At 45.5% G+C, this 23,704-nt stretch carries 13 protein-coding genes and 3 riboswitches; of the genes, 8 read left to right on the top strand and 5 right to left on the bottom strand.

From position 1 onward, the window contains the following. Window positions 1–14: 14 nt before the first annotated feature. On the bottom strand, window positions 15–3,422 hold the full coding sequence (locus tag Q0110_RS07770) for a SusC/RagA family TonB-linked outer membrane protein (RefSeq protein ID WP_297905315.1): 3,408 nt from the start codon (window positions 3,420–3,422) through the stop codon (window positions 15–17). 437 nt (window positions 3,423–3,859) lie between these two features. Continuing rightward, window positions 3,860–4,657: a TerB family tellurite resistance protein gene (locus Q0110_RS07775; RefSeq protein WP_297905450.1), complete on the bottom strand. Its 798-nt coding sequence runs from the start codon at window positions 4,655–4,657 to the stop codon at window positions 3,860–3,862. Between the two features lie 556 nt (window positions 4,658–5,213). Beyond that, a riboswitch (cobalamin riboswitch) is annotated at window positions 5,214–5,415 on the top strand. An 85-nt stretch (window positions 5,416–5,500) separates the two neighbouring features. On the opposite strand from Q0110_RS07775, the gene accC reads away from it, so the two are divergent. The 8 genes from accC to Q0110_RS07815 all read left to right on the top strand — a co-directional run bounded on the left by accC (window position 5,501) and on the right by Q0110_RS07815 (window position 16,381). Continuing rightward, window positions 5,501–7,012: an acetyl-CoA carboxylase biotin carboxylase subunit gene (gene accC / locus Q0110_RS07780; RefSeq protein ID WP_297905453.1), complete on the top strand. Its 1,512-nt coding sequence runs from the start codon at window positions 5,501–5,503 to the stop codon at window positions 7,010–7,012. A 12-nt stretch (window positions 7,013–7,024) separates the two neighbouring features. Next, a complete protein-coding gene (locus Q0110_RS07785; RefSeq protein WP_297905318.1) occupies window positions 7,025–7,549 on the top strand; it encodes an acetyl-CoA carboxylase biotin carboxyl carrier protein subunit in 525 nt (174 codons plus the stop codon). Next, a complete protein-coding gene (locus Q0110_RS07790; RefSeq protein ID WP_297905321.1) occupies window positions 7,542–9,074 on the top strand; it encodes an acyl-CoA carboxylase subunit beta in 1,533 nt (510 codons plus the stop codon). The genes Q0110_RS07785 and Q0110_RS07790 overlap by 8 nt, the downstream gene beginning before the upstream one ends. A gap of 160 nt (window positions 9,075–9,234) precedes the next feature. Further along, window positions 9,235–9,436, top strand: a riboswitch (cobalamin riboswitch). A gap of 61 nt (window positions 9,437–9,497) precedes the next feature. Beyond that, window positions 9,498–9,710 carry a hypothetical protein gene (locus Q0110_RS07795; RefSeq protein WP_297905323.1) on the top strand — a complete coding sequence of 71 codons (213 nt, stop codon included), beginning with the start codon at window positions 9,498–9,500 and terminating at the stop codon, window positions 9,708–9,710. Window positions 9,711–9,844: 134 nt separating this feature from the next. Next, complete coding sequence (locus tag Q0110_RS07800; protein WP_297905326.1) at window positions 9,845–11,527, top strand: putative transporter; 1,683 nt, start codon at window positions 9,845–9,847, stop codon at window positions 11,525–11,527. A 106-nt stretch (window positions 11,528–11,633) separates the two neighbouring features. After that, window positions 11,634–11,837, top strand: a riboswitch (cobalamin riboswitch). Between the two features lie 37 nt (window positions 11,838–11,874). Further along, window positions 11,875–13,881 (top strand): TonB-dependent receptor, encoded by a 2,007-nt coding sequence (locus Q0110_RS07805; protein ID WP_297905329.1) that lies wholly within the window; start codon window positions 11,875–11,877, stop codon window positions 13,879–13,881. Between the two features lie 17 nt (window positions 13,882–13,898). Next, window positions 13,899–15,263, top strand: a complete 1,365-nt coding sequence (locus Q0110_RS07810; RefSeq protein WP_297905332.1) for a DUF5074 domain-containing protein — start codon at window positions 13,899–13,901, stop codon at window positions 15,261–15,263. Beyond that, complete coding sequence (locus Q0110_RS07815; RefSeq protein WP_297905335.1) at window positions 15,263–16,381, top strand: ABC transporter substrate-binding protein; 1,119 nt, start codon at window positions 15,263–15,265, stop codon at window positions 16,379–16,381. The genes Q0110_RS07810 and Q0110_RS07815 overlap by 1 nt, the downstream gene beginning before the upstream one ends. Window positions 16,382–16,518: 137 nt before the next feature. Here Q0110_RS07815 and Q0110_RS07820 read toward each other — a convergent pair whose 3' ends face one another. From Q0110_RS07820 to carB, 3 genes are all read right to left on the bottom strand, one after another. Then, window positions 16,519–17,895, bottom strand: a complete 1,377-nt coding sequence (locus Q0110_RS07820; protein ID WP_297905337.1) for an FAD/NAD(P)-binding oxidoreductase — start codon at window positions 17,893–17,895, stop codon at window positions 16,519–16,521. Window positions 17,896–18,098: 203 nt separating this feature from the next. Continuing rightward, window positions 18,099–20,162, bottom strand: coding sequence for a transcriptional regulator (locus tag Q0110_RS07825; RefSeq protein WP_297905340.1), 2,064 nt, complete (start codon window positions 20,160–20,162; stop codon window positions 18,099–18,101). A 76-nt stretch (window positions 20,163–20,238) separates the two neighbouring features. After that, complete coding sequence (gene carB / locus Q0110_RS07830; RefSeq protein ID WP_297905343.1) at window positions 20,239–23,457, bottom strand: carbamoyl-phosphate synthase (glutamine-hydrolyzing) large subunit; 3,219 nt, start codon at window positions 23,455–23,457, stop codon at window positions 20,239–20,241. Window positions 23,458–23,704 lie beyond the last annotated feature (247 nt).

The following is a 23,704-nucleotide window of genomic DNA, read 5'->3' on the forward strand; positions in this document are numbered from 1 at the left end:
TTCTATACAATCGATTAAAAACTGGTACGCACTGAGAATCCGAACGTACGGGCTGTCGCTGTAGATCCTGAGATGAAAGACTGGTTGATCCAGTTGGTTCCGTCCGTGGATTCCGGATCCATCTCTTTCAAGCTCTTGTAGAAGTAGAACAGGTTACGTCCGTAAATGGAAACCATCAGGTTCTTGCAACCGAATTTAGATACCAGACGTTTCGGCAGGCTATAGCCCACACTAAGTTCCCGTAGTTTGAAATAGGTGTTTTTCTGGATTGCGTTCTCATAGGTGATGTTGCCGCTATATCCCCAACCGTATGTGTTGTAGACGGTCTCGCCGGCTGTCGCTATGATATCGTTCGGGCTGCCGTCTTCTTTCACGCCGGATAGGATTACGCCATTATCGTATACCGTACATCCGTTTACGGACGAACCGGCCTCTTGAGCGATCAGATGGCGTTTGGAGGGATCGGACAGATCGTTGCCATCTGCGTACCAGCTTAAGCCGCCGTGGGCAGCGTCGCGTCCTTGCAATGTATGTTCCAGCGTACCTAGTTCGGACATGTATTGGTAAGGTTTGTTCATTACGTCGCCCCCTATACGGAAATCTACAGTGGCATCTAGGTACCAATTCTTGTAAGAGACGGAGGTACTTAGACCTCCGACTAGTTTCGGCATGGCGTTGCCTACTTTTATGCGCTCGGAGTAATCTACTTTATACAACCCGTAATTATCGACAACCTTATTCCCATTCTCGTCTTTTACGGTTCCATATACATACCAATCGCCCATTGCTTCGCCTATGTGCGATTCCAATACGGCCGCGCCGTTATCGATGGTCGTATGCTCAAGCCTGGAGACACCTTCCGCCAGTTTGGTTACCTCGTTGCGGTTCCAGGCCCAGTTCACGCGGATATCCCAGGTCCAGTCTTTATTCTGGATAGGCGTGCCGTAAATCGACATTTCCAAACCTTGGTTTTTCAATTCACCTACGTTCATCCAGATAGAAGTACCTCCTGAAGAGGCTGCCGTGGATGTGTTCAGGATTTGATCCTTGATTTTGTTGTTGTAATAAGACATCTCAAAACCTAGCCGGTTCTGCAGGAACTTGTTTTCCCATCCTACCTCAAATTCATATTTCTTTTCCGGCCTGAGATTGTTGTTACCCAATTCTTCCAAAGTGATCTGGTTGTATAGGTAGCTGTCGGCAGCTCCCTGCTTATAACCTGTTGTTGCCTTATAAACGATCGGGGCATTACCAACAATACCGTAACTGACGCGGACTTTTCCGTAATCATACCAATCGGGGCATTTCTCTTTCAGCAAGGAGGTATAGATTATGCTACCGTTGACGGACGGATAGAAAAAGGAATTGTTGCCCGGAGCCAAAGTGGAAGTCTTTTCCTGGCGTACGGTTCCTTCCAGGTAAGCCCAACTGTCGTAGCCAAAAGAGGCGGTGGCGAAATAAGCGGTTTTCAACAACGACATTTTTGTCATGCTGGGAGTAGCGGGCGACAGCGCCGAGGCTGCCAGATGGAACCAATTCTCTACGCTTAACCCTCCGCGGGTAGCGACGGATGTCATCATTTCTCGTTCCTGGCGGCCAGACCAGCCGGCATTGACCGTCACGTTGTATTTTTCCGCGAAGGTACGGTCGAACATCAACATGATATCACCGTAGTATATCTCGTATTTATCATTCCGTAACGAATAACTGCCTGTGTAGTTGTTGGCTGTCGCTAAGGCATTGGGATATTCCGTATGGTTCTTGTTCTCCTCTTCGTCGAATGTCAGGTCGGTAGACAAACGGCCTCTGACGGATAACCCCGGAATAATTTCCCAGCTCGGTGATACACTGGCGATAAAACGGTTGTTATTCTCATATTGTTCCTTACCGAAAAGATTCCATAGATAACGTTCGCCGATATAAGTGAAATAGGGGTCATATTCCCAAGCTTCGTCTTGGAATGTAGCCGCGTACTCGGAGGTATAAGCTCTGTTCATATAACCTTGGCTGGTGACGATCCTGTTTTTCAGGGAGGCGATATCATCGTAACCGTTAAACATACCGTTGTAACTACTCATCAACTGATCGATACGATAGGTACGGTTTTTCACATATTGGCGCATATAATTGACCGAATAATCCAGTTTCAATCCTTTTAAGATGTTTTGGGTTCCCGTCAACGAGAAGTTGTGTTTGTTGTTATGCGAGTTTAACTGGGTGGGCGTGATATCTGTGAAAGTATACGAAAAACGTGTATTGCCTTTTTCCGTACCGCTGGTGATAGCTAGGTTGTAAGTTTGATTTACACCGGTTTGAAAAAGATCGTCCCACTGATTATGGTCGATAGGCGCGTATGCGTGCGAAGTGCCATCCCAGTTGTATAATTGGGTCGTATAGTCATATTTGCTTCCCCACGAGTAACCTGTCCTGCGAGGGGTGATAACTTGGTTGCCGCTCCGGTCGGTACGTGTGTTCTGGAAACCCGTTTGTTGCTCATACTCGTTACCGTTTGAATAGCGCATGGCATTATCGAATCCTGGGCCGTATTCCTTCTGGATATTTGGCATATAGGCGATTTTATCGAAACTGACATTCGCGCTGAAGTCTATGCCTAAACCGGTAGCGCCTTTACCGCTTTTCGTGGTAATCATCACAACACCATTGGCTGCTTCCGAACCATATAGAGCGGAAGCGGCGGCGCCCTTCAAAATGGATATGTTTTCGATATCTGCCGGATTGATATCTACCAAGCCGTTGGATTCGACCCGCTGTTGGCTCCAATAATCCTTATTGTTCGCGTCGCCATTGTGGATAGGCACACCGTCCATGACAATCAATGGTTGCGTAGATCCGGAGATAGAAGACAAACCGCGTACAGAGATAGATACAGATGATGTACCTCCACCGGGAGCCGCGTTGATACGTACACCGGAGGCTTTACCGTATAAAGAAGTGGCAAAGTCGGGAGTTCCGGTTTTTACCAGATCGCTGGCCTCGATCGTACTTACGGCATAACCTAGTTTCTTGGCATCTTTTTTGATTCCCATGGCGGTTACTACTACTTCATCGAGTTTTTGGGAGTCTTCGATCAATTTGATCTTAAGCGAGGATTCTCCGGTGTACTTGAGCTCTTGGCTTGAGTATCCGATGAAAGAAATTTGGATGATGTCTCCGTCTTTCACCCCTTCTAAGGTAAATTTACCATCCATGTCGGTGATTGTTCCATTCGTAGTGCCTTTCACTACTACGGATGCTCCGGCGACAAGGCCAAAATCGTCTTCAACAATACCTGTGACTCTCCCGTTTTGTTGGGAGTTGTTCATTTGGGGTTCTTCTGGCGTTAAGTTCGCTTGAGCGTTTAATGAGAAAGCTAATGTTCCTGTGAGAAGGAGCAAACTTACGCGGTTAATTCTTTTAAGCATACATATAACGTTTAAATTGGTAATAAGTGAGACAACTTAGAATAAAGTCTCCTTTTGTTAATACGTGCGTTTGCGATATCCCGCTTAGCTGCCATATCTTTTCTTTTGGCTTTAGTTCCTCAAGAACTCAAGTACTTATACTCGTTAATACAGCTTTATTCTCCGATAAATGTCCAAAAAGGATGGTATTTTAGGTATATTTCAAGTAAACGATATGCTATTTTTATTAAAAGTAATTGTTTTTAATAAATAATTTATATATTTGCGGCGTTAAAAGCACTTTTGTACTTGAGGTACTTAGTCAAAAAAAGGAAAATGATTTATAGTTTTTGTGGTACCGAAAATATACTTTTTATTGCGCAAGTCTTCATATCTATGCCTTCCATGGGGGATAGATAATTCTTGAATGTGGGGAATAAGATAGAAATTGTGGTGGTTTATTTCATATTTCGTGATTTATAAATACGCTCTTTTGCCTCATTGATCTTTTGAAGTTTCTCATTGGCGGCTTTGCGAATATCCTCTCCTAGATTAGCGACTTTATCCGGATGGTGTTTAACTGCCATGCGGCGGTAAGCGGCACGAACTTCTTCGTCTGTGGCCGTGGGTTCTATCTCTAATACTTTATAGGCTTCGTCCAAGGAGTTTCCCTGTAGATTTAACATAGACTCCACCTCTCTCTCAGACATTCCCATGGCGATGGCCACCTCTTTTAACGCGTTGATCTCGGCAGCGCAAACACTTCCATCGCTCTTGGCGATCTCAGCGAGGAAAGCCAGCAATTGCAAACGTTCCTCATAACTTAGGTTATATGCGATTTGAGTTCCACACTCCCGGATAGTATTTTTGAACCCCATGGCATTCTCTTGGTCCATACGTTTCGCTTGGTCAAAAAGCCGTAGCAATATTTCCTCACCTTGGCTGACGGCTATCTCCCCAAAGTTTCTCCGGAGGAATTGACGCACGTATTCCATCTCGCTGTGCATGATTTTCCCGTCGGCCCTAATTATGTAAGAGGCCATCACCAACATTGAGAAAAGAAAGCTGTTACGTTCTCCAACGTATGTTTCCCTTCGCGTATATTCATCGTCGTAATTGGTTCCGCCTCCGAAAGGCTGTCCTGCCATGTTCGTCCCTTCCTCAAAAAAAGAACCTAATATAATACCGGCCAAAGCCCCTAGCGGCCCGAATGCCATGAACCCAAGGACACCGCCTATCCATTTCCCGATTCCCATATTCTTCATTTGTTTATGCAATATTCGCAAAATTCTCTGATATATGCAAGAACTATGAAAAAACACCTATTTTTATGGTTTAATCAGTAATCCGTTATCGTACCCATTATGAGTTGTGTGGATAAAAAGAGATTTTTATTGAAAAAAGGATGAGGAGGTTTGAACGTTTATAAGATAGAAGCAATGCGTTGATATATAGTTGTTTATAAATACGCACATGTTTGGTTCTAAAGACGTACGTGTTTTCCAAAAAATACGTACATGTTTTTGTAAATTCACGTACGTGTTTTTGAAGAAAGAGAGGCTAAGCGTGAACCAGCCCATGAAAAATTATTATCTTGGCGTAAAGAGGAGCGGAATCTGGAACATTGGGAAATCGTTTAGGCTTGTGTTAAGCCGCTGGGATAAAGCTCCGAGAAATAAATCACTTATCACTTGTCAACTCGTAAGATAATAAGGAAAAAGGTTATCGGTGCCGGTAACCTTTTTCCTTTGTAGGCGCGAGAATGTTTACAAACAAAAAAGCGAGAAGATGTGATATATGCGGAAAACATATTATCTTTGCCATCGAATAGGTTCCGCATATACCATTCGGGTATGTGGATTAAAAGGGAATCGGGTGTGAATCCCGGACAGTCCCGCTGCTGTGAAGCTCCGAAGAACATCTTGAAACAACACTATCGCCACTGGTTCTAGCGACCGGGAAGGCTTCAAGATGGGAGTCAGTCAGAAGACCTGCCATTCATTAAAGGCTGTTTTTGCTCGAGGGATTAGGAAAACAGTACGAAAAGAATAAGAATCAATAGTTTATGATTTATGGAGAATTTATGTCCTCGTGGCGACATGATCCGTAAAGTGCTTGTCGCGAACCGGGGTGAGATCGCTATCCGTGTGATGCGTTCATGCAAGGAGATGGGGATTCGTACCATTGCCGTGTATTCGGAGGCCGATCGTACCGCCCGGCACGTAATGTATGCGGATGAGGCAGCCTTGATAGGCCCGGCGGCCTCCAAGGATAGTTATTTGAATATAGATAACCTGATTGCCGCCGCTAAACGGCATCATGCCGATGCCATACATCCCGGTTATGGTTTCTTGTCGGAGAACGCGGATTTCGCACGCCGTTGCAAGCGGGAAGGTTTGATATTTATCGGCCCGTCGGCAGAGACGATGGAAGCGATGGGAGATAAGATCGCCGCACGCAAACGCATGATCGCCGCAGGGGTTCCTGTGGTTCCCGGTACGGAGCAGCCGTTACGGAGCGCGGAAGAAGCGCTTCGGGTTTGCGAAGAAATTGGTTTCCCTGTTATGCTGAAAGCTTCTATGGGAGGTGGAGGAAAAGGGATGCGCCTGATACATGAGAAAGGCGAGGTTGCCGAGGCTTATCATACGGCTCGCTCGGAATCGTTGTCTTCATTTGGGGATGATACGGTATATATAGAGAAGTTCGTGGAGGAGCCGCATCACATAGAATTCCAGATTTTAGGAGATAACCATGGCAACGTCATCCATCTATTTGACCGGGAGTGTTCGGTGCAGCGCCGTAACCAGAAGATCGTAGAGGAAAGCCCATCTCCGTTCTTAACAGCGGAGTTGCGTAAAGAAATGGGAGAGAAGGCGGTAGCTGCGGCAAAGGCGGTTCATTATTCCGGTGCGGGAACAATAGAGTTTCTAGTGGATAAAGACCGTCGTTTTTATTTCTTGGAGATGAATACCCGGCTACAAGTGGAACATCCCATCACGGAAGAGGTGGTAGGGGTAGATTTGGTGAAGGAGCAAATCCGTATCGCTAATAATGAGGTCTTGCATCTTCGCCAAGAAGATCTCTTCCAGCGAGGACATGCCATCGAATGCCGGATCTGCGCGGAGGATACGGAAAATAATTTCATGCCTTCTCCGGGTATCATCCGTCAATTAACCGAACCGAATGGTATCGGGGTACGTATCGATAGCTATGTATACGAGGGGTATGAGATCCCGGTCTATTATGATCCCATGATCGGAAAATTGATCGTGTGGGCAACGACACGTGCGTATGCGATCGAGCGTATGCGCCGGGTTTTATACGAGTATAAAATCACGGGCTTGAAGACGAATCTTAGTTATTTAAAACGTATCATGCATAACCCTGATTTCGTGAAAGGGGAATATAATACATTGTTTATCGCTAAGAATGCCCGGATGCTGCAACGGTCTAACGGTAATAACGAGGAGATCGAGAATATCGCCATGATCGCCGCTTATATGGATTATTTGATGAATTTGGAGGAAAATACTTCTACCCAGTTGGCAGATACACGTCCTATCAGCCGTTGGCGGGAGTTTGGTTTACAAAAAGGTGTCTTACGGATTTAATGGATACGGGTGATGGAAATACATATCGGAAATCGTGTGGCCGACGTGACATTGGTCAGTAAAGAAGGGAATAAAGTCCGGCTTTCTATCGACGGGAAGCCGTATGACGTGGATATCGTGATGGCAGAGAACGGCAGTTGCTCTGTCTTGCACGATGGGAACTCATTTAACGCGGAGATCATCTCCGGAGAAGATCACCGGAGTTATGACGTGAATATGTTCTACCGATCCTATCATGTGGATATCGTAGATACCCAAAAGAAATATTTGCGTATGCGCAAGAGTTCGGAAGAGAAGCAAGATGATAAGATCGTCGCTCCGATGCCGGGTAAAGTCGTGAAAATACCTGTGCGGAAAGGAGATCGCTTGGAAGCGGGTGATACCGTGGTCGTACTCGAAGCGATGAAGATGCAGAGTAACTATAAGGTAAGTTCGGCATGCGTGGTAAAAGATATATTGGTATCTGAAGGAGATTCCGTTGACAACAATCAGGTGCTTATGACTTTGGACCTATTAAAAGAAGATTCATATGAATAACGAGCAATTATATAAAGATTTTGAGGCTTTGGATAAAGAGGCCTCGTTGGGAGGAGGGTTGAGCCGTATCGAGAAACAGCATGCTTCCGGTCGGATGACCGCCCGTGAACGAATCGAGATGCTGTTGGATAAAGGGACTTTCAACGAGTTGGATAAATTCGTGGTGCACCGGTGTACAAATTTCGGGATGGATAAGAATAAGATTCCCGGTGATGGAATGGTAAGTGGTTATGGGAAGATCGATGGCCGCTTGGTATTTGTCTACGCTTATGATTTTACCGCGTATGGTGGAACCTTGAGCGCCACGAATGCCGCCAAGATCGTGAAAGTACAACAATTGGCCTTAAAGAACGGAGCTCCGATCATCGCTTTGAATGACTCGGGAGGTGCCCGGATTCAAGAAGGGGTGAGTAGCCTGGCTGGTTATGCTTCTATCTTTTATCAGAATACGATGGCTTCGGGAGTCGTTCCCCAATTATCGGCTATTTTGGGCCCTTGTGCGGGAGGTGCTTGTTATTCCCCGGCTTTGACCGATTTTATTTTTATGGTCAAAGAGCAAAGCCATATGTTTATCACGGGGCCGGATGTCGTAAAGGCGGTGACTCACGAGGTAATTGATAAGGAAGAACTGGGCGGGGCGCAGGTTCATAGCGGAAAGAGCGGGGTCGCTCATTTTATGTGTGATACGGAAGAGGAGACTTTGATGAGTATCCGGGAACTTCTGAGTTTCTTGCCTTCTAATAATATGGAAGACGCTCCGGTCGTAGCTTGTACGGATGATGTGCGTCGGGTAGAAGAATCGTTGCAGCATGTGATTCCGGAGGATCCGAATGTTCCTTATGACATCAAGGATATCATAGAGCCGGTAATGGATAATCATTACTTTTTCGAGGTTATGCCTCATTTCGCTCGCAATATCGTGGTGGGATTCGCTCGCTTGGGAGGACGTACCGTGGGTATCGTAGGGAACCAACCTGCCTTTTTAGCGGGGGTGCTGGATATCGACGCGTCGGATAAGGCCGCTCGTTTCATCCGCTTCTGCGATTGTTTCAATATTCCATTGATCACGTTCGAGGATGTGCCGGGCTTCTTGCCGGGCTGTACGCAAGAACACGCTGGAATTATACGCCACGGGGCGAAGATTGTTTACGCTTACGCGGAGGCTACGGTGCCCAAGATCACGTTGATCACCCGGAAAGCCTATGGGGGAGCTTATATCGTAATGTCGAGTAAGCCTACCGGTGCCGATATAAACTTGGCATATCCGATGGCCGAGATCGCGGTGATGGGAGCCGAAGGCGCCGTGAATATATTATATCGGAAAGCTGACGACGAGGAGAAGAAACAAGCTATTCGCGAATACACTGAGAAATTCTCGAATCCTTACCGGGCAGCCGAGCAAGGATTTATAGATGAGGTCATACAACCTAGAGACACACGTTTTAAGTTGATTCAGGCGTTGGAAATGGCGAAAAACAAAAGTCAGAGTAATCCGCCGAAAAAGCATGGGAATATTCCCTTGTAGTAATTATTATTTAAGGAAAAACAAGGCCTCTTCCTGTCGGGAGGATAGTTTAGGGGCTGGAAAGGTCCCGGTTCAACTCTTTTGTTCCGGGATTTTTTTGATAATTAAAAATAAAGGCAAACAAAAAAGCGAGAAGATGTGATATATGCGGAAAACATATTATCTTTGTCACCGAATAGGTTCCGCATATACCATTCGGGTATGTGGATTAAAAGGGAATCGGGTGTGAATCCCGGACAGTCCCGCTGCTGTGAAGCTCCGAAGAACATCTTGAAACAACACTATCGCCACTGGTTCTAGCGACCGGGAAGGCTTCAAGATGGGAGTCAGTCAGAAGACCTGCCATTCATTAAAGGCTGTTTTTGCTCGAGGGATTAGGAAAACAGTACGAAAGGATAAGCAATATCTTAAAAAGAAGGACGTATGAAAAGGATATGTTCGCGCTGTCGTGCGACATTTGAATGGCCGGTAACCTTTTTGCCGGAAGGGAAAAGTTTGTCTTCCTGTTTGGATGAGACGGAAAAGCGGTTTATACGCTCGCATTACGCGGATTGTATTTGTTTGGATTGTTTGCTCCATATAAAGGAGACATTTTACTCGTTTGATATACCTGAGAATTATCAGCATAAGAAATGAAAATATATTAGTAAATGTTGTTAGAATGGATGCCAGATTAAACTGGGATACTAAATGTTCAATATGTGTATCTCTGCCGAAGTGATTCGCCAGAGGTACTTTTTTATCTTAAATTTTAATATACATGAATAAATATGGAATGGATTAATGAGTTGTTGTGGGGAGAAGGGGTAGGGCATTCTATCCTTTTGTTGTCCGTTGTGATCGCCCTAGGGATCCAGCTTGGTAAACTGAAGCTATTCGGTATCTCTTTAGGGATTACCATGGTATTGTTTGTCGGGATTTTTCTCGGGCATTTCGGCTTTACGGCGAATCCGTCGGTTGTTCATTTTTTCAGGGAGTTTGGATTGATCCTATTTGTTTACTCGGTAGGTATGCAAGTAGGTCCCGGATTTTTCTCTTCGTTTAGGAAAGGAGGAGTCACGTTGAATATGCTTGCTTGCGGCATTGTTTTTCTGGGAGTGATTACCGCCTTGGTTATACATTATATTACGGGTATTCCTATACCTACGATGGTGGGTATATTGTCTGGAGCGGTGACGAATACGCCGGGGTTGGGTGCGGCCCAACAAGCTTATTCGGATATGACAGGGGCAACGGATGAGACGATCGCTTTGGGATATGCTGTCGCCTATCCGTTGGGTGTGATCGGTATTATCTTGTCGATGATTTTTATCCGCTATGTTTTCCGTATTTCTTTTGAGAAAGAGACAGAGCAATTGAACGAGGAGACGGATACGGAATCGGGGGGAGAGGCTACCCCTATCTCTTTAGTGGTGAAAAATCCCGCTATTTTTGGCCGTAGCGTCAGCGAGCTGTCTAAGCTGCTGGAACACCGGGAATTTGTTATTTCCCGTATTTTACGTAACAATACGAACCGGATAGAGATCGTGGCAGGAAACACGGAATTAAATGAGGATGATAAAATCTTTGTTGTAACCACGGAACACGATGTGGAGGCGATAAAGACTTTTATCGGCCAAGAGATACAGATGGACCGGAAGCAATGGATTCCGGCGGAAAGCCAGTTTATCAGCCGCCGTATTTTAGTAACCCGGCCGGAAATCAACGGTAAACAATTAGGGGCTTTACAGTTGCGCCGTTTGCATGGAATTAACGTGACCCGTATCAATCGTGCGGGATTGGAACTGGTGGCTACCCCTAACCTGGTTTTACAGATAGGTGACCGGGTGACGGTGGTTGGCAGCGAACTGGCGGTGGAGAAAGTCGCCGAAACATTAGGAAACTCGATGAAACGCTTGAACGAACCTAATTTGGTGACTATTTTCGTGGGGATTGTCTTGGGTATTATCTTGGGAAGTCTTCCTATTAGTTTCCCGGGTATCCCCCAGCCGGTGAAATTGGGATTGGCGGGAGGTCCGTTGATCGTGGCGATATTGATAAGCCGGTTTGGTTATCGTTATAAGTTGGTTACTTATACCACGCAAAGCTCTAACTTGTTATTGAGAGAATTGGGAATCACGTTATTCCTCGCTTGCGTGGGGCTAAGCGCGGGTGAAGGTTTTGTCGATACGATAGTCAATAAGGGAGGCGTGACTTGGATTGGCTATGGTTTTATAATAACGTTATTGCCTTTGCTGATTATCGGTTGTGTGGGAAGGTATTTTTATAAACTGAATTATTTTACGTTGATGGGATTGATCGCGGGAAGTACGACCGATCCTCCTGCGCTGGCCTATTCCAATATGACGGCGGGAAATGATGCCCCGGCGGTTGGATACGCGACGGTTTATCCGCTGACCATGTTTTTACGAGTGCTGACCGCGCAGTTAATGATATTGTTTTTTTATACATAGAATGAATATTTTGTTGTTAGTAATGTTTAGAAAAGTGTAAACTCCTGAGCCCTCTGCCGAAGTGATTCGCCGGGGGCTTTTGTTGTTAATCAAAAAGTAAACTCGTATCTTCGCGACCGATCAAGGTGTAGATATTATTGATTCCAGTAATATCAGTAAAAGGGAATCCGGTGCGAGCCCGGAGCTGTACCCGTAGCTGTGAGTCCTTGGAACCCCGGCAAATCTTGTTGCCACTGCCTGTCGATAGGTGGGAAGGTAGCCGACAAAGGGTGGACGAGCCAGAAAACCTGCCAGGATCTTGTTATGCGACGCCTCGGGTGAAGGCGTTGGTAAACCGAGTGATTATTATGCGAGATTTATGTCCTATAATAAGATGTCTATGCGTTTTTAGCGTATGGCTATTGTCGTTGAGTGCCGTTTCCGGCCAGCAGATCGATACGACGGCTTATCATGAGCTTTCCGGGGTGGAAGTAGTGGAGAAGGCACGTCCTTCGGTAACCCGTGAAGGTACGCCTTTGCAAATTATGGACCGGGCGGGAATCGATCGTCTGGGAGTACAAGATTTATCCGAGGCGGTAAAACGTTTTTCCGGGGTTACGGTACAGGATTACGGGGGGATCGGAGGCTTGAAAACGGTTTCGGTGCGTAGTTTGGGAGCGAAGCATACCGCCGTCAGTTACGATGGGGTAACGATTACGGACGCGCAAAGCGGACAGGTCGATATCAGCCGTTTTTCCTTGGATAACGTGGAGATGGTTTCTTTATCAATCGGACAATCGGATGATATTTTCCAAACGGCAAGGGTATATGCCTCGGCGGGAGCCTTGAACATACAGACTGGCAAGCCTAAGTTTGAGGATAAATCTTTTAATACTTATCTTAAGGTGAAAGGCGGTTCTTTCGGCTTTTTTAACCCTGTGCTGCATTACGATCAAAAGTTAGGAAAACGTTGGAGCGCGTCCCTGCACGGTGATTTTACCCGTGCGGATGGCCAATATCCCTATACGTTGATAAATGGGAATTTGGAAACGAGAGAGAAACGGAGAAATAGTGATATCCGTTCTTATCATCTGGAAGGTAATCTATTCGGTGATTTTGGCAAGGGGGGAGAGTTTTCTTTCAAGGCGTACTATTTTGATTCGGAGCGGGGACTTCCCGGTTCTGTTAATTTGTATAACAAGAACACCTCGGAGCGGTTGTGGGATAATAATTTCTTCGTGCAATCAGGTTACAAGAATATTCTTAGCGAGAAATTTACATTGCGGGCCATGGCTAAGTATAATTATGCTTTTACCCGTTATTTGGATGTCAACGACAAATATGCGGCAGGGGAACAGGTCGATCGGAATACGCAGAATGAGTATTATGGCTCGGTAGGCTTACTTTATACTCCGGTAAAGAATGTCTCGGCGACGCTAACAACGGATTTAACACGTTCTACGCTGGACAATAATTTTGTGGATGGCCCTAATCCGAAACGGATGGCCTCTCAATCGGTATTGGCGGTGCAATATAAAGATAACCGTTTTACGGCTACGGGAAGTTTATTGGGTACCTATATTACGGATAAGGTAGAACAAGGTGAGAAACCTGCGGATAAAAAACGATTGTCGCCGGCGGTGAGTTTGTCTTGGAGGCCTTTCCCGGAGAGTACGTTAAGGGTACGGGTTTCTTATAAAGATATTTTCCGGGTCCCGACTTTTACGGATTTGTATTATCTCCGTATGGGAAATACCAATTTGAAACCGGAGGAAACCTCTCAATATAATGTAGGCGTAACATGGAGCGCGTCTTGTGGTGATTGGTTGAGGCATTTTAGTATCTCTGCCGACGGGTATTACAATACCGTGAAAGATAAGATCGTGGCGTTGCCTACTATGTATATCTGGCGGATGATGAATCTGGGGGAGGTAAATATTAAAGGGGCTGATCTGAATCTCTCGGCGCAATTCCCTTTACCATTGAAGATGGAATTGCTTTTAGCTTCTACCTATTCCTATCAGTATGCGGTGGATATAACGGATCCGGAAGCTAAGAACTACAAGGATCAGATTCCCTATACACCTCGCCATTCCGGAACGGTTTCCGTCTCCTTGGAGAATCCGTGGGTGAATGTCTCTTATATATTGACCGCGGTAGGAGATCGTTATGCCTTGCCGCAAAACATAGACCAGAATAGGATAGACTCCTACATCGAGCAAAGCCTTTCCTTGAACAGGGATTTCCGTTTCCGTCGTTTTGGCCTGCGTCTGCAAGGTGAATTATTGAATCTGGCAAATGTGAATTATGATGTGATTCAATATTATCCGATGCCAGGGCGTTCTTGGCGGTTAAGTATATGTTTGTCTTATTAATAAATATAATTGGAACAATGAAAAAGAAAAATTTTATTTGCATTTCCGCTTTATGTGCGTTGATGTCTTTCTCCTTTGTTGGGTGTAGCGACGATGATGATCCTATTGTAGACCAGAGTCATGTTGTCTCTAATTTGAATTTTACGGATGAAAATCCGGAGGCTTTGAAAATTAGCGGAACGTTAAGTTGGGAAGCTCCTACGTTGACTGATGGATTTACCAAATATGTGATTTATAGTTCTTCAGACGGAACGTCCAAGGACGCTAAGATTGGTGAGGTGGCTATTGGCACTAATACATTCGCTGTGCCTTACACGGTTAGTTTAGGTTATTTATTAGTAGTGACGGCAAGTGAGAGTAATGAGGATTCCGCTGGGGCCTCTATACCTGTGACGGATTATGTGGAAGACGATTCTGTTTCTGCGTTATATTTTTTAAGCTCGGGAAACATGGGGAATAATAATGCTAGTCTTACGATGTATGATATCGAATCGGGTAAGGTCACTCAAGATTATTTTAAGGAACGGAATGGGCGGGGACTTGGAGATACCGCGCAAGATATGATCGTTTATGGAGATAAAATGTATATTGCGGTATATGGAGAGTCTACGATAGAGGTAACAAATTTGAAAGCGAAATCTATTAAACAAATCAAGACAGAGGGACAACCTCGAGCTATGGTGGCTGATGGAGGAAAGGTATATGTTACTTATTATAATGGATATGTCGCTCGTTTGGATACGGCTTCTTTAGAGGTAGACGCGACTGTGGCAGTCGGACGTAATCCGGAGCAATTAGCCGTTGCCAATAATAAGTTGTATGTCGCTAATTCGGGTGGTATGGATTATAATACGGAAGTTGGATACGATAAGACTGTCTCTGTCATAGATATCCCGTCATTCGTTGAAACAAAGAAATTGGAAGTCGTATTAAATCCGACAAGTGTGCAGGCAGACAAACAGGGTAATGTGTATGTTGTATCTATGGGTAATTATGGAGATATCCTGAATACGATGCAATGTATAGACTCTAAAACGGATGAGGTATCAGTTCTGAAGGCTTGCCCGAACGCTACGGAAATGGCTTATTTGGATGGTACTCTTTACACCTTCTATTCTCAATATGACGCAAATTGGAACACGACTATCACGTTTACTAACTATAATACGGAAACAGGTGTCGCTCAAGAGTGGACAAAAGATGCGACTATCGCTAAACCCTATAAAATGTGTGCGACAGGAAGTAATATATATGTAACGGAGTCTGATTATACAAACAATGGAGATGTTTATGGTTTCGATGCAAACGGTAAATTGATTCTTAAGGCTGAGGCCGGCTTGAATCCAATGAAAGTCGTTCTCGCTCAAAAAGATAATATCTAATGCGATTATTGATATTTATAGGGTTCGCTTTCTGGATGGTGGCATGTACGCCATCCGGGAAGCAAACTTCTTCTGAGGAGGCCCTTTCCTCGGACAGTATTCAATATGCCCAAGGTTTCACGATCCAACGCTTTGATACCTATACGATGGTGGAAGTACGTGATCCGTGGGACAGTACCCGTCTTCTTCAACGTTATTTATTGGTAGACCGGGAAAAATCGGTTCCTGCCGGATTACCCAAAGGGACGATCGTGAAGGTCCCGGTGAAAGATATCGTGGTTTATACCTCTGTACATGCGGCGATTATCGACCAATTGAGAGAAACAGATAAGATTATAGGGGTTTGCGAGCCCCGCTATATGGATACTCCTGCCATACAAGAGGGCATACGGGCTGGGAGAATCGCTGATTTAGGCGAGGCGACTTCTCCGAATGTAGAGAAAATGATAGAGATTGGCGCAGAACTAGTGATCGCTTCCCCGTTTCAAAATAGTAGTTATGGGCCTGTCGAGAAGATAGGTATACCTATTATCGAAGGAGCCGATTATATGGAGGCATTCCCTTTGGGACGTACGGAATGGATACGCTTTTATGGTATGCTATTCGGAAAGGAAAAAATGGCCGATTCTATATTTAAAGAAACGGAACAGGCTTATTTAGCTCTAAAAGACTTGACCGCGAATATCGATAAGCGTCCTACCGTCTTGTCGGAGAAAAAGTTCGGTTCTTCGTGGTATGTCCCGTCCGGAGAAAGCTATATGGCCCATCTTTTCGAGGATGCCGGCGCTGATTATATGTTTAAGGATTTGCCGGGTGCCGGAAGTACCCCTTTAGCGTTTGAGACCGTGTTTGATAAAGCGATCCATGCGGATATTTGGATTGTTAAATATAATCGCTCTTCCGAGCTGACCTATGCGGACTTACGTTCCGAATATACTCCTTACGAGAATTTTGAGGCTTTTAAGAAACAACGGATTTATACTTGTAATACCGGGCTTGTTCCTTATTACGAGGAATTCCCTTTGCATCCGGATTATTTATTGAAGGATTTGATCTGGATTTTCCACCCGGAGTTTGTTCCCGGATATACTCCTCGTTATTTTAGTAAAATGCATTGATTATTTTTAAGCTTTCTGTTAGAATAGCTTATCCGTCAGAAATCAAAAACCCCGGTTTCGTACAACTGAAACCCGGGGCTTTGTAGTTTGGCATTCGAAATTATAGGGAGTTTTGTTTCATAGATATTTCTTCTTCATTATGCGTAACCGTTAAGCATTCCGTAGAAATACATCGGTTTTAGGATATATACCTTTAAAATCCAAGCAAGCCATTGCTCTTTTGATGTATCGATCATCGAGAAAGGGAATGAAATGTCTGGTTTCTTTTCGTAGTCAAACTCACAAAGCAACACGTGGCCATAATCCGTAACAATCGGGCAGGCGGCGTAACCGTTGTATTTCTCGGTCGGCTCTTTTCCTTCCATTAAGGCGATCAAGTTCTTGGCTGCGATAGGAACTTGTTTACGGATGGCGGCAGATGTTTTACTGGTCGGGATACCGGCTACATCCCCTAAGGATACGATATTCTGGTATTTCTTATGTACCAAGGTTTCTTTATCCACCATTACCCATGCGTCTGCGGCCAACTTTCCTTCGGTCCAACCTAATCCAGCTTCACGAACGAAATCCGGAGCGGACATAGGCGGGGTGAAGTGCAAGAAATCGTAATCCTCTACGAACGGTGTTACGATTTTTTCTTCCCCTCGTGTCTCTATCTTCTCAAAATGTACTTGTTTTGCGGATGTGTCTACACCTTTCACACGCACGTTCAAGTTGATAGGTATGTTACGTTCATCATATATTTCTAGCAAGCGAGGCGTGAAATACGGGATATCGTATAGCTCCTTCGCTGCGGTAAAATAATTCAATTGCAATTTGTCGCGAGTTCCCTGTTTCCTTGCGTAATGCTCGGTCAATAGACATATCTTCTTGGGGGCGCCACCACATTTATGCTTTGTATAGGTATCGGTATAGACACCTTTTCCTCCTTTTTTCGCGAATTCCTGAATGGCTTTCCATGTCTTTTGGGCTCCTTCGAAATCGTAAATGGAGTTTGCGTTTCCTTGTCCTAGCGTATCATGGGTAATGCCTTCTACTTTTTCCCAATTACATTGTAATCCCGGGGTCAGTACAAGGAAATCATATGGGATCTTCCCGTTGCTCTTGGTAGTCACTTGGTTCCATACAGGGTCAACTGCGGTGACCGAGTCTTTTACCCATTTTATGCCGCTAGGTATACAATCTTCTTGTTTTTTCCAGACATCCTCCGGTTGGTACACACCTGAGGCGATCAGGGTGAATCCTGGTTGATAAAACTGACGGTCACTGGGGTCAATTAGAGTGATATCCGGTTCATCGAGCCAATGTTTTAATCGGGCAGCCATGCTAATACCTGCGGCTCCTCCACCAATAATAACGATTTTTCCTTTTGCGTTGCTTGAAAAAGCATTTGCTTTTCCGGTATTAGCACCCGCAAGCAGGCCTGTCGCCGCTAGTAATTTAAAGAAATGCCGTCTATCGACACCTTTCTTTTCTAGCGCATCTAATTGTTTCTCCAGTTCGTGTTCCATCATGTCATAAAGAATTTAAGATTTTATTCACCGGCAAAGGAAACATAATAAATTACGGTAGCCATGAAAATGACTACTACACTACTTGCGCAAATGATTTTTTTATTGGATAAGACTACTACATGACTTTCTCATGCCTTATATATGTATATATAATACCTTGTTATATAGATTATTATGTATATAATATATTCTAGATAATATTTTTAGTAGTTCATTAGGAAGTCAACGAGATTCGTATCCCCGTCAAGGGCCAACCGCTTTCTCAGGCGGTATCTTCTTAGCTCGATAGCCCGTACGGATACGTTCAATAACGATGCGATCTCTTTGGTGGAAAGGTTCATCCGGAGTAGGCAACAAATACGTAAATCGCCTGTTGTTATGTCCGTGTATTGTTGTCGCAGGCGATCCATGAAATTCTGGTGGGCACTATTAAAATAGGTCTCGAACTGTACCCAATCCGCTTGATCGTTCAAGGTCGATTCCATCAGCGAACGTAGGCGGGTATATAACTTATTGGGATACCGGTCGCCCAAGGTTTCTTTCTGCTTATCCAATTCCTCCAATAAAGCCTGGATCGCCTCATTCCTTTTCACCAAAGCCGTAGTCTGGAGAGTGAGTTCATTGTTTTTGTTTTGCAGCTCCGCTTCCAGCATCTCGCTTTTCATTTGTTGAAGTCTTTGCAATTCGGCTTGTCGTTCGGTTTCCAGTTTTTCTTGCTCTTTTTTTCGCAGGTTCCTTAAATGATACCGAAGCCCTTCTTGAATGGCTAGCCATATCAAGACTACATAGATTAAATAGGCCCATACGGTATTGTACCAAGGCGGACGAACCGTGATTTGCATCGTGATCTCAGGAAATGGGCCTCGGGTCACATATTTACGTACCCGCAACTCATAGGTTCCTTCCGGAAGCTGCAAGAAGGTGATTTTGCCATCTTTTTGCCAAGAAGACCAATCGGCAGATACACCTTCCAGCTTATAGCTAATTTGGTGGTTGGGGGTGAACACCGTAGTCCCGATATATAACGAGAGTTCTTGGTAATTGTGAGGCAGGCTGATTCGTTGAGTATCCGGAGATAGGTAATGTATACCTTCTTGATCTTGGTATTCGATGCGCATAAACCGAGGCATCGTCAATCCACCCAGGCTACCTTCTATTAACTGGCGGGTATTGATTAGTAAGGTTCCTTGCATGGCAGATACCAAATCGAGGGAATCATTCAATGGGATGATCCGTTTACCACTGGTCACTAGGTTCAGGTTATAATTATCGAATAGAATCCGGCATTTTAACGTTCCCGTACCGTTTTCCCGGTGGAAAAGCCCGGCCTCGTTCTTGGTCGTGAGCCAATATAAATCGTCTGGCGCCGGGTAAATACTCTCCGCGTTGGCAAATACGCCTAATATCTCTTTATTATTAAATAAAGTGTTTACCGACAAATGATCGCCAGATGTATCCGGATGGATATACGAGCGTCCAAGCTCATCGGCTATCGGGGCGAATCTATCGCCAAACGCCAAGCTCCGGCTGAAATAGCCGGTATTTGTCTGGATATAGAGGCGGTTGTCTTCTTTTACGGCATCTTCCAGCTTACCGATCCGGCTTCTTTTACCCAGCATGGCGATAGGAGGGTTGATATCTATTTGGGAGATACCGTTGTCTAAGGCGACCCAGATCAAATTCTTGTCTTGTACGCAAATAGAGCGCACGATATTGTCTTGCAATTGATTATTGATGTTGAGATGTTGAAAGATTTCCCCTTCGTTGTTCGTAATATAGATACCCGATGTCGCTGTCCCCGTGAAATTGAGACCGCCAGCGCTGGCGAAGGAAGTCGGATGTTTCTCCTCGATCTCCTTCGGGATCGTATAATCCGTCTTGGGATTACCGAAACTTATGTGCGATGGAAGTGTATCGATCGGATAGTATTTCAGGTTCCCGAGTTCGTCGTATAACCAATAGCCCAGCGATGATTTACCTTGGGTATAAACCGTGTCGTTCCGGAAAGATACCTTATCGATGGGGGTTTTATCCGGTAACGGATATGTTCTCCAAGTATTCCCGTCGAATGTAACCAAGCCGGAATTATTAGCTACGTATAAGATCCCGTGGTAAGAAACCGCCAGATCCCAATTTTGGCAACTAGCCTTGTAATCATCTACGGAATAATTTTGTACGAGGATAGAGGGAGCGACCACAGACGCACACAAGGCGGGAACCGCCAGTATAGATAATAATAATATGATAAAAGGCAACCGTCTGTACATGGTCTTTAAACTATAGAGACAAGGCACAAAGCCTTGTCTCTTTAATTACACACATGCAAATATAATCAAATTTTGATTACTTGTACTCCTGCCAGCTCTTAATCTGTATATCTTCTACGTTCATATTGCAGAATGCGTTAATAAAGGCGCTAGCTAGGCGGGCGTTCGTGATCAATGGAATGTTATGGTCGATCGCCGCACGGCGGATCTTGTACCCATTGGTCAACTCGCGCTTGCTATGATCTTTCGGGATATTCACTACCAATTCGAAAGCGTGATCGCTGAACATATCCATGATGTTCAAATCACCTTCCTCGTCCGGCCAGCAAACGGCGGTAGCCTTGATTCCGTTATCGTTCAGGAATTTGGCGGTTCCGTGCGTACCATAGATCGTGTAACCCTTGGCATCCAACATGCGGCAAGGCTCCAATAAGTCAACCTTGCTCTTGGCGGCGCCGGAAGATACAAGAATGTTCTTCTTCGGAATGCTGTTGCCTACAGCGATCATAGCGGAAAGCAGAGCCTCGTTGAAATCGTCGCCGATACAACCCACCTCACCGGTAGAGCTCATGTCTACGCCTAATACGGGATCTGCCTTGTGCAGACGGGCGAATGAGAATTGGGAAGCCTTGATGCCGATCCAGTCGATATCGAACGCGCTCTTATCCGGTTTCGTATACGGAGCGTCCAGCATGATACGTGTAGCTGTCTCGATAAAGTTGCGTTTCAATACCTTAGATACGAACGGGAAACTACGTGAGGCACGCAAGTTACATTCGATTACCTTCACGAAATTATTCTTCGCCAAGAACTGGATATTGAACGGACCGCTGATATTTAATTCTTTAGCGATCATCTTACTTACTTTCTTGATACGGCGGGCTGTCTCGAAGTAAATCTTCTGAGCCGGGAATACCAAGGTAGCGTCACCGGAGTGAACACCGGCGAACTCGATATGCTCGGAGATAGCGTATTCAACCACCTCGCCATTCATGGCGACCGCGTCGAACTCGATCTCTTTCGTTCCTTGCATGAACTCGGATACGACCACCGGATATTCCTTGGAAACCTTAGCGGCCAAATCCAAGAACTCGATCATCTGCTCCTTCGTATGGCAAACGTTCATCGCCGCGCCGGACAATACATAAGACGGACGGATCAAGATCGGGAAACCTACTTTCTCGATAAATGCGTCGATCTCCTCCATGCTGGTAAGCTCTGCCCAACGAGGTTGGTCGATACCTAGCGAATCCAGCATCGCAGAGAATTTATGACGATTCTCGGCACGGTCGATCGATAACGGTGAAGTACCCAATACCGGAACATTCTGGCGGTACAGTTTCATCGCCAAGTTGTTCGGGATCTGTCCACCCACGGATACGATCACGCCCTTCGGCAATTCCAGATCGATCACGTCGAGCACACGCTCAAATGAAAGCTCGTCGAAGTAAAGACGGTCGCACATATCGTAATCGGTAGATACGGTCTCCGGGTTATAGTTGATCATGATTGATTTATAACCCAGCTTGCGAGCGGTCTGGGCGGCATTCACCGAACACCAGTCGAACTCAACGGACGAGCCGATACGGTAAGCTCCGGAACCCAAGATAATCACGCTCTTCTCGTTCGGATAGTAGGTGATATCGTGCGGCGTGCCGTCGTAAGTCATATATAAATAGTTGGTCAGTTCCGGATGTTCGGAAGCGATCGTGTTGATACGTTTCACGGTAGGGAGGATACCCATTTTCTTACGTAAATTACGTACGCGGATATTCTCTTTCTCCATATTGCCTTCCGGGTTCTCAACAAAACGGGCGATCTGGAAGTCGGAGAAACCAAGGCGTTTCGCCTCTTTCAATACATCCTCCGGAAGATCCTCGATCTTGTCGTAGCCTTTCAATACATTGGCGTAATCCACGATGTTCTTCAAGCCTTCCAAGAACCAGCGCGTGATTTTCGACAACTCATGGATCTTGTCTACGCTATACCCTTGTTCCAAGGCTTGCGCCACGGCGAAGATACGCAAGTCGGTAGGGTTCGCCAATTCCTCGTCCAAGTTATCGAAATGGATATCGTTGTTACCAACGAAACCGTGCATGCCTTGTCCGATCATACGAAGACCCTTCTGCATGATCTCCTCGAAGCTCTTACCGATCGACATGATCTCGCCGACGGATTTCATGCTGGAACCGATCTGGCGGCTGACACCCACGAACTTTGTCAAGTCCCAACGAGGGATCTTCACGATCATATAATCTACCTCCGGCGCTTTGTACGCGGAGTTCGGGGTTCCCATCTCGCCGATCTCGTCCAATCCGTAGCCCAGCGCCAACTTAGCGGCGACGAAAGCCAACGGATAACCGCTCGCCTTGGATGCCAAAGCGGAAGAACGGCTCAAACGAGCGTTCACCTCGATCACGCGGTAATCGCAAGTCTCGGAATTGAAAGCGTATTGGATATTACACTCACCTACGATACCTAAATGACGGATCGTCTTGGTGGAGAGTTCCTTCAATAGATCTAGCTCTTTCTCGGTCAAGGAGCAAGTCGGAGCTACCACGATACTCTCGCCGGTATGTACGCCCAGCGGGTCTACGTTCTCCATGCTCACTACCGTGAAGCAATGGTCGTTCTTGTCGCGGATCACCTCGAACTCGATCTCTTTCCAACCCTTCAAAGATTCCTCGACCAATATCTGGGATGAGTAAGCGAAAGCGCTTTCCGCTAGCGTGCGAAGCTCTGCCTCATCCTTGCAGATACCACTACCCATACCTCCCAGGGCGTAAGCGGAGCGGATCATCACAGGGAAACCGATCTTGTGGGCGGCGGCAACCGCGTCGTCCATGCTTTCTACGGCTTGGCTGATCGGGGTCTTGATTTCTATCTCGTTCAGTTTCTTAACAAATAGGTCACGGTCCTCGGTGTACATGATAGCCTCAACCGATGTACCCAATACTTTCACGCCGTATTTGGCCAACGTGCCGCTGGTGTAAAGTTGAGTACCGCAGTTCAAAGCGGTCTGGCCGCCAAACGCCAATAGGATTCCGTCCGGTTGTTCTTTTTTGATGACTTCCTCAACGAAGTAAGGAGTGATAGGCAAGAAATATACCTTATCGGCTACTCCCTCGGATGTTTGGATAGTCGCGATATTCGGATTTAGCAATACGGTACTGATCCCTTCTTCTTTCAGAGCCTTTAACGCTTGCGAGCCGGAGTAGTCAAACTCCCCGGCTTGTCCGATCTTCAGGGCGCCCGAGCCCAGAACAATCACCTTTTTGATATCACTTTTCGACATAGTAATTTGGGTTGTTTTTATTTGTTATAATGATTTTAGAATATTGCATCTTTTATATCACCGGACTTCTGGACACAAAAAAAATGCGTTAGTAAAAATAACCAACGCATCTTATATAACCAAATTATAATCCCGTAAAATAGAGAAAAGAGCCTCGACCTCCGACATATAACCGGAATAGAACTTCGGATTATCCTTATGTGCCTTCTTTGTCATCTGCTCTCTCTTCAAAATTTCGGCAAAGATA

It is taken from the genome of uncultured Parabacteroides sp., assembly GCF_947855115.1.
Lineage (GTDB): Bacteria > Bacteroidota > Bacteroidia > Bacteroidales > Tannerellaceae > Parabacteroides.

What these genes read in the sequence shown, in the direction of transcription:
- Q0110_RS07770 (WP_297905315.1), bottom strand. Translation starts at nt 3,422, where the DNA reads ATGCTTAAAAGAATTAACCGCGTAAGTTTGCTCCTTCTCACAGGAACA.
- Q0110_RS07775 (WP_297905450.1), bottom strand. Translation starts at nt 4,657, where the DNA reads ATGGGAATCGGGAAATGGATAGGCGGTGTCCTTGGGTTCATGGCATTC.
- accC (WP_297905453.1), top strand. Translation starts at nt 5,501, where the DNA reads ATGATCCGTAAAGTGCTTGTCGCGAACCGGGGTGAGATCGCTATCCGT.
- Q0110_RS07785 (WP_297905318.1), top strand. Translation starts at nt 7,025, where the DNA reads ATGGAAATACATATCGGAAATCGTGTGGCCGACGTGACATTGGTCAGT.
- Q0110_RS07790 (WP_297905321.1), top strand. Translation starts at nt 7,542, where the DNA reads ATGAATAACGAGCAATTATATAAAGATTTTGAGGCTTTGGATAAAGAG.
- Q0110_RS07795 (WP_297905323.1), top strand. Translation starts at nt 9,498, where the DNA reads ATGAAAAGGATATGTTCGCGCTGTCGTGCGACATTTGAATGGCCGGTA.
- Q0110_RS07800 (WP_297905326.1), top strand. Translation starts at nt 9,845, where the DNA reads ATGGAATGGATTAATGAGTTGTTGTGGGGAGAAGGGGTAGGGCATTCT.
- Q0110_RS07805 (WP_297905329.1), top strand. Translation starts at nt 11,875, where the DNA reads ATGCGAGATTTATGTCCTATAATAAGATGTCTATGCGTTTTTAGCGTA.
- Q0110_RS07810 (WP_297905332.1), top strand. Translation starts at nt 13,899, where the DNA reads ATGAAAAAGAAAAATTTTATTTGCATTTCCGCTTTATGTGCGTTGATG.
- Q0110_RS07815 (WP_297905335.1), top strand. Translation starts at nt 15,263, where the DNA reads ATGCGATTATTGATATTTATAGGGTTCGCTTTCTGGATGGTGGCATGT.
- Q0110_RS07820 (WP_297905337.1), bottom strand. Translation starts at nt 17,895, where the DNA reads ATGATGGAACACGAACTGGAGAAACAATTAGATGCGCTAGAAAAGAAA.
- Q0110_RS07825 (WP_297905340.1), bottom strand. Translation starts at nt 20,162, where the DNA reads ATGTACAGACGGTTGCCTTTTATCATATTATTATTATCTATACTGGCG.
- carB (WP_297905343.1), bottom strand. Translation starts at nt 23,457, where the DNA reads ATGTCGAAAAGTGATATCAAAAAGGTGATTGTTCTGGGCTCGGGCGCC.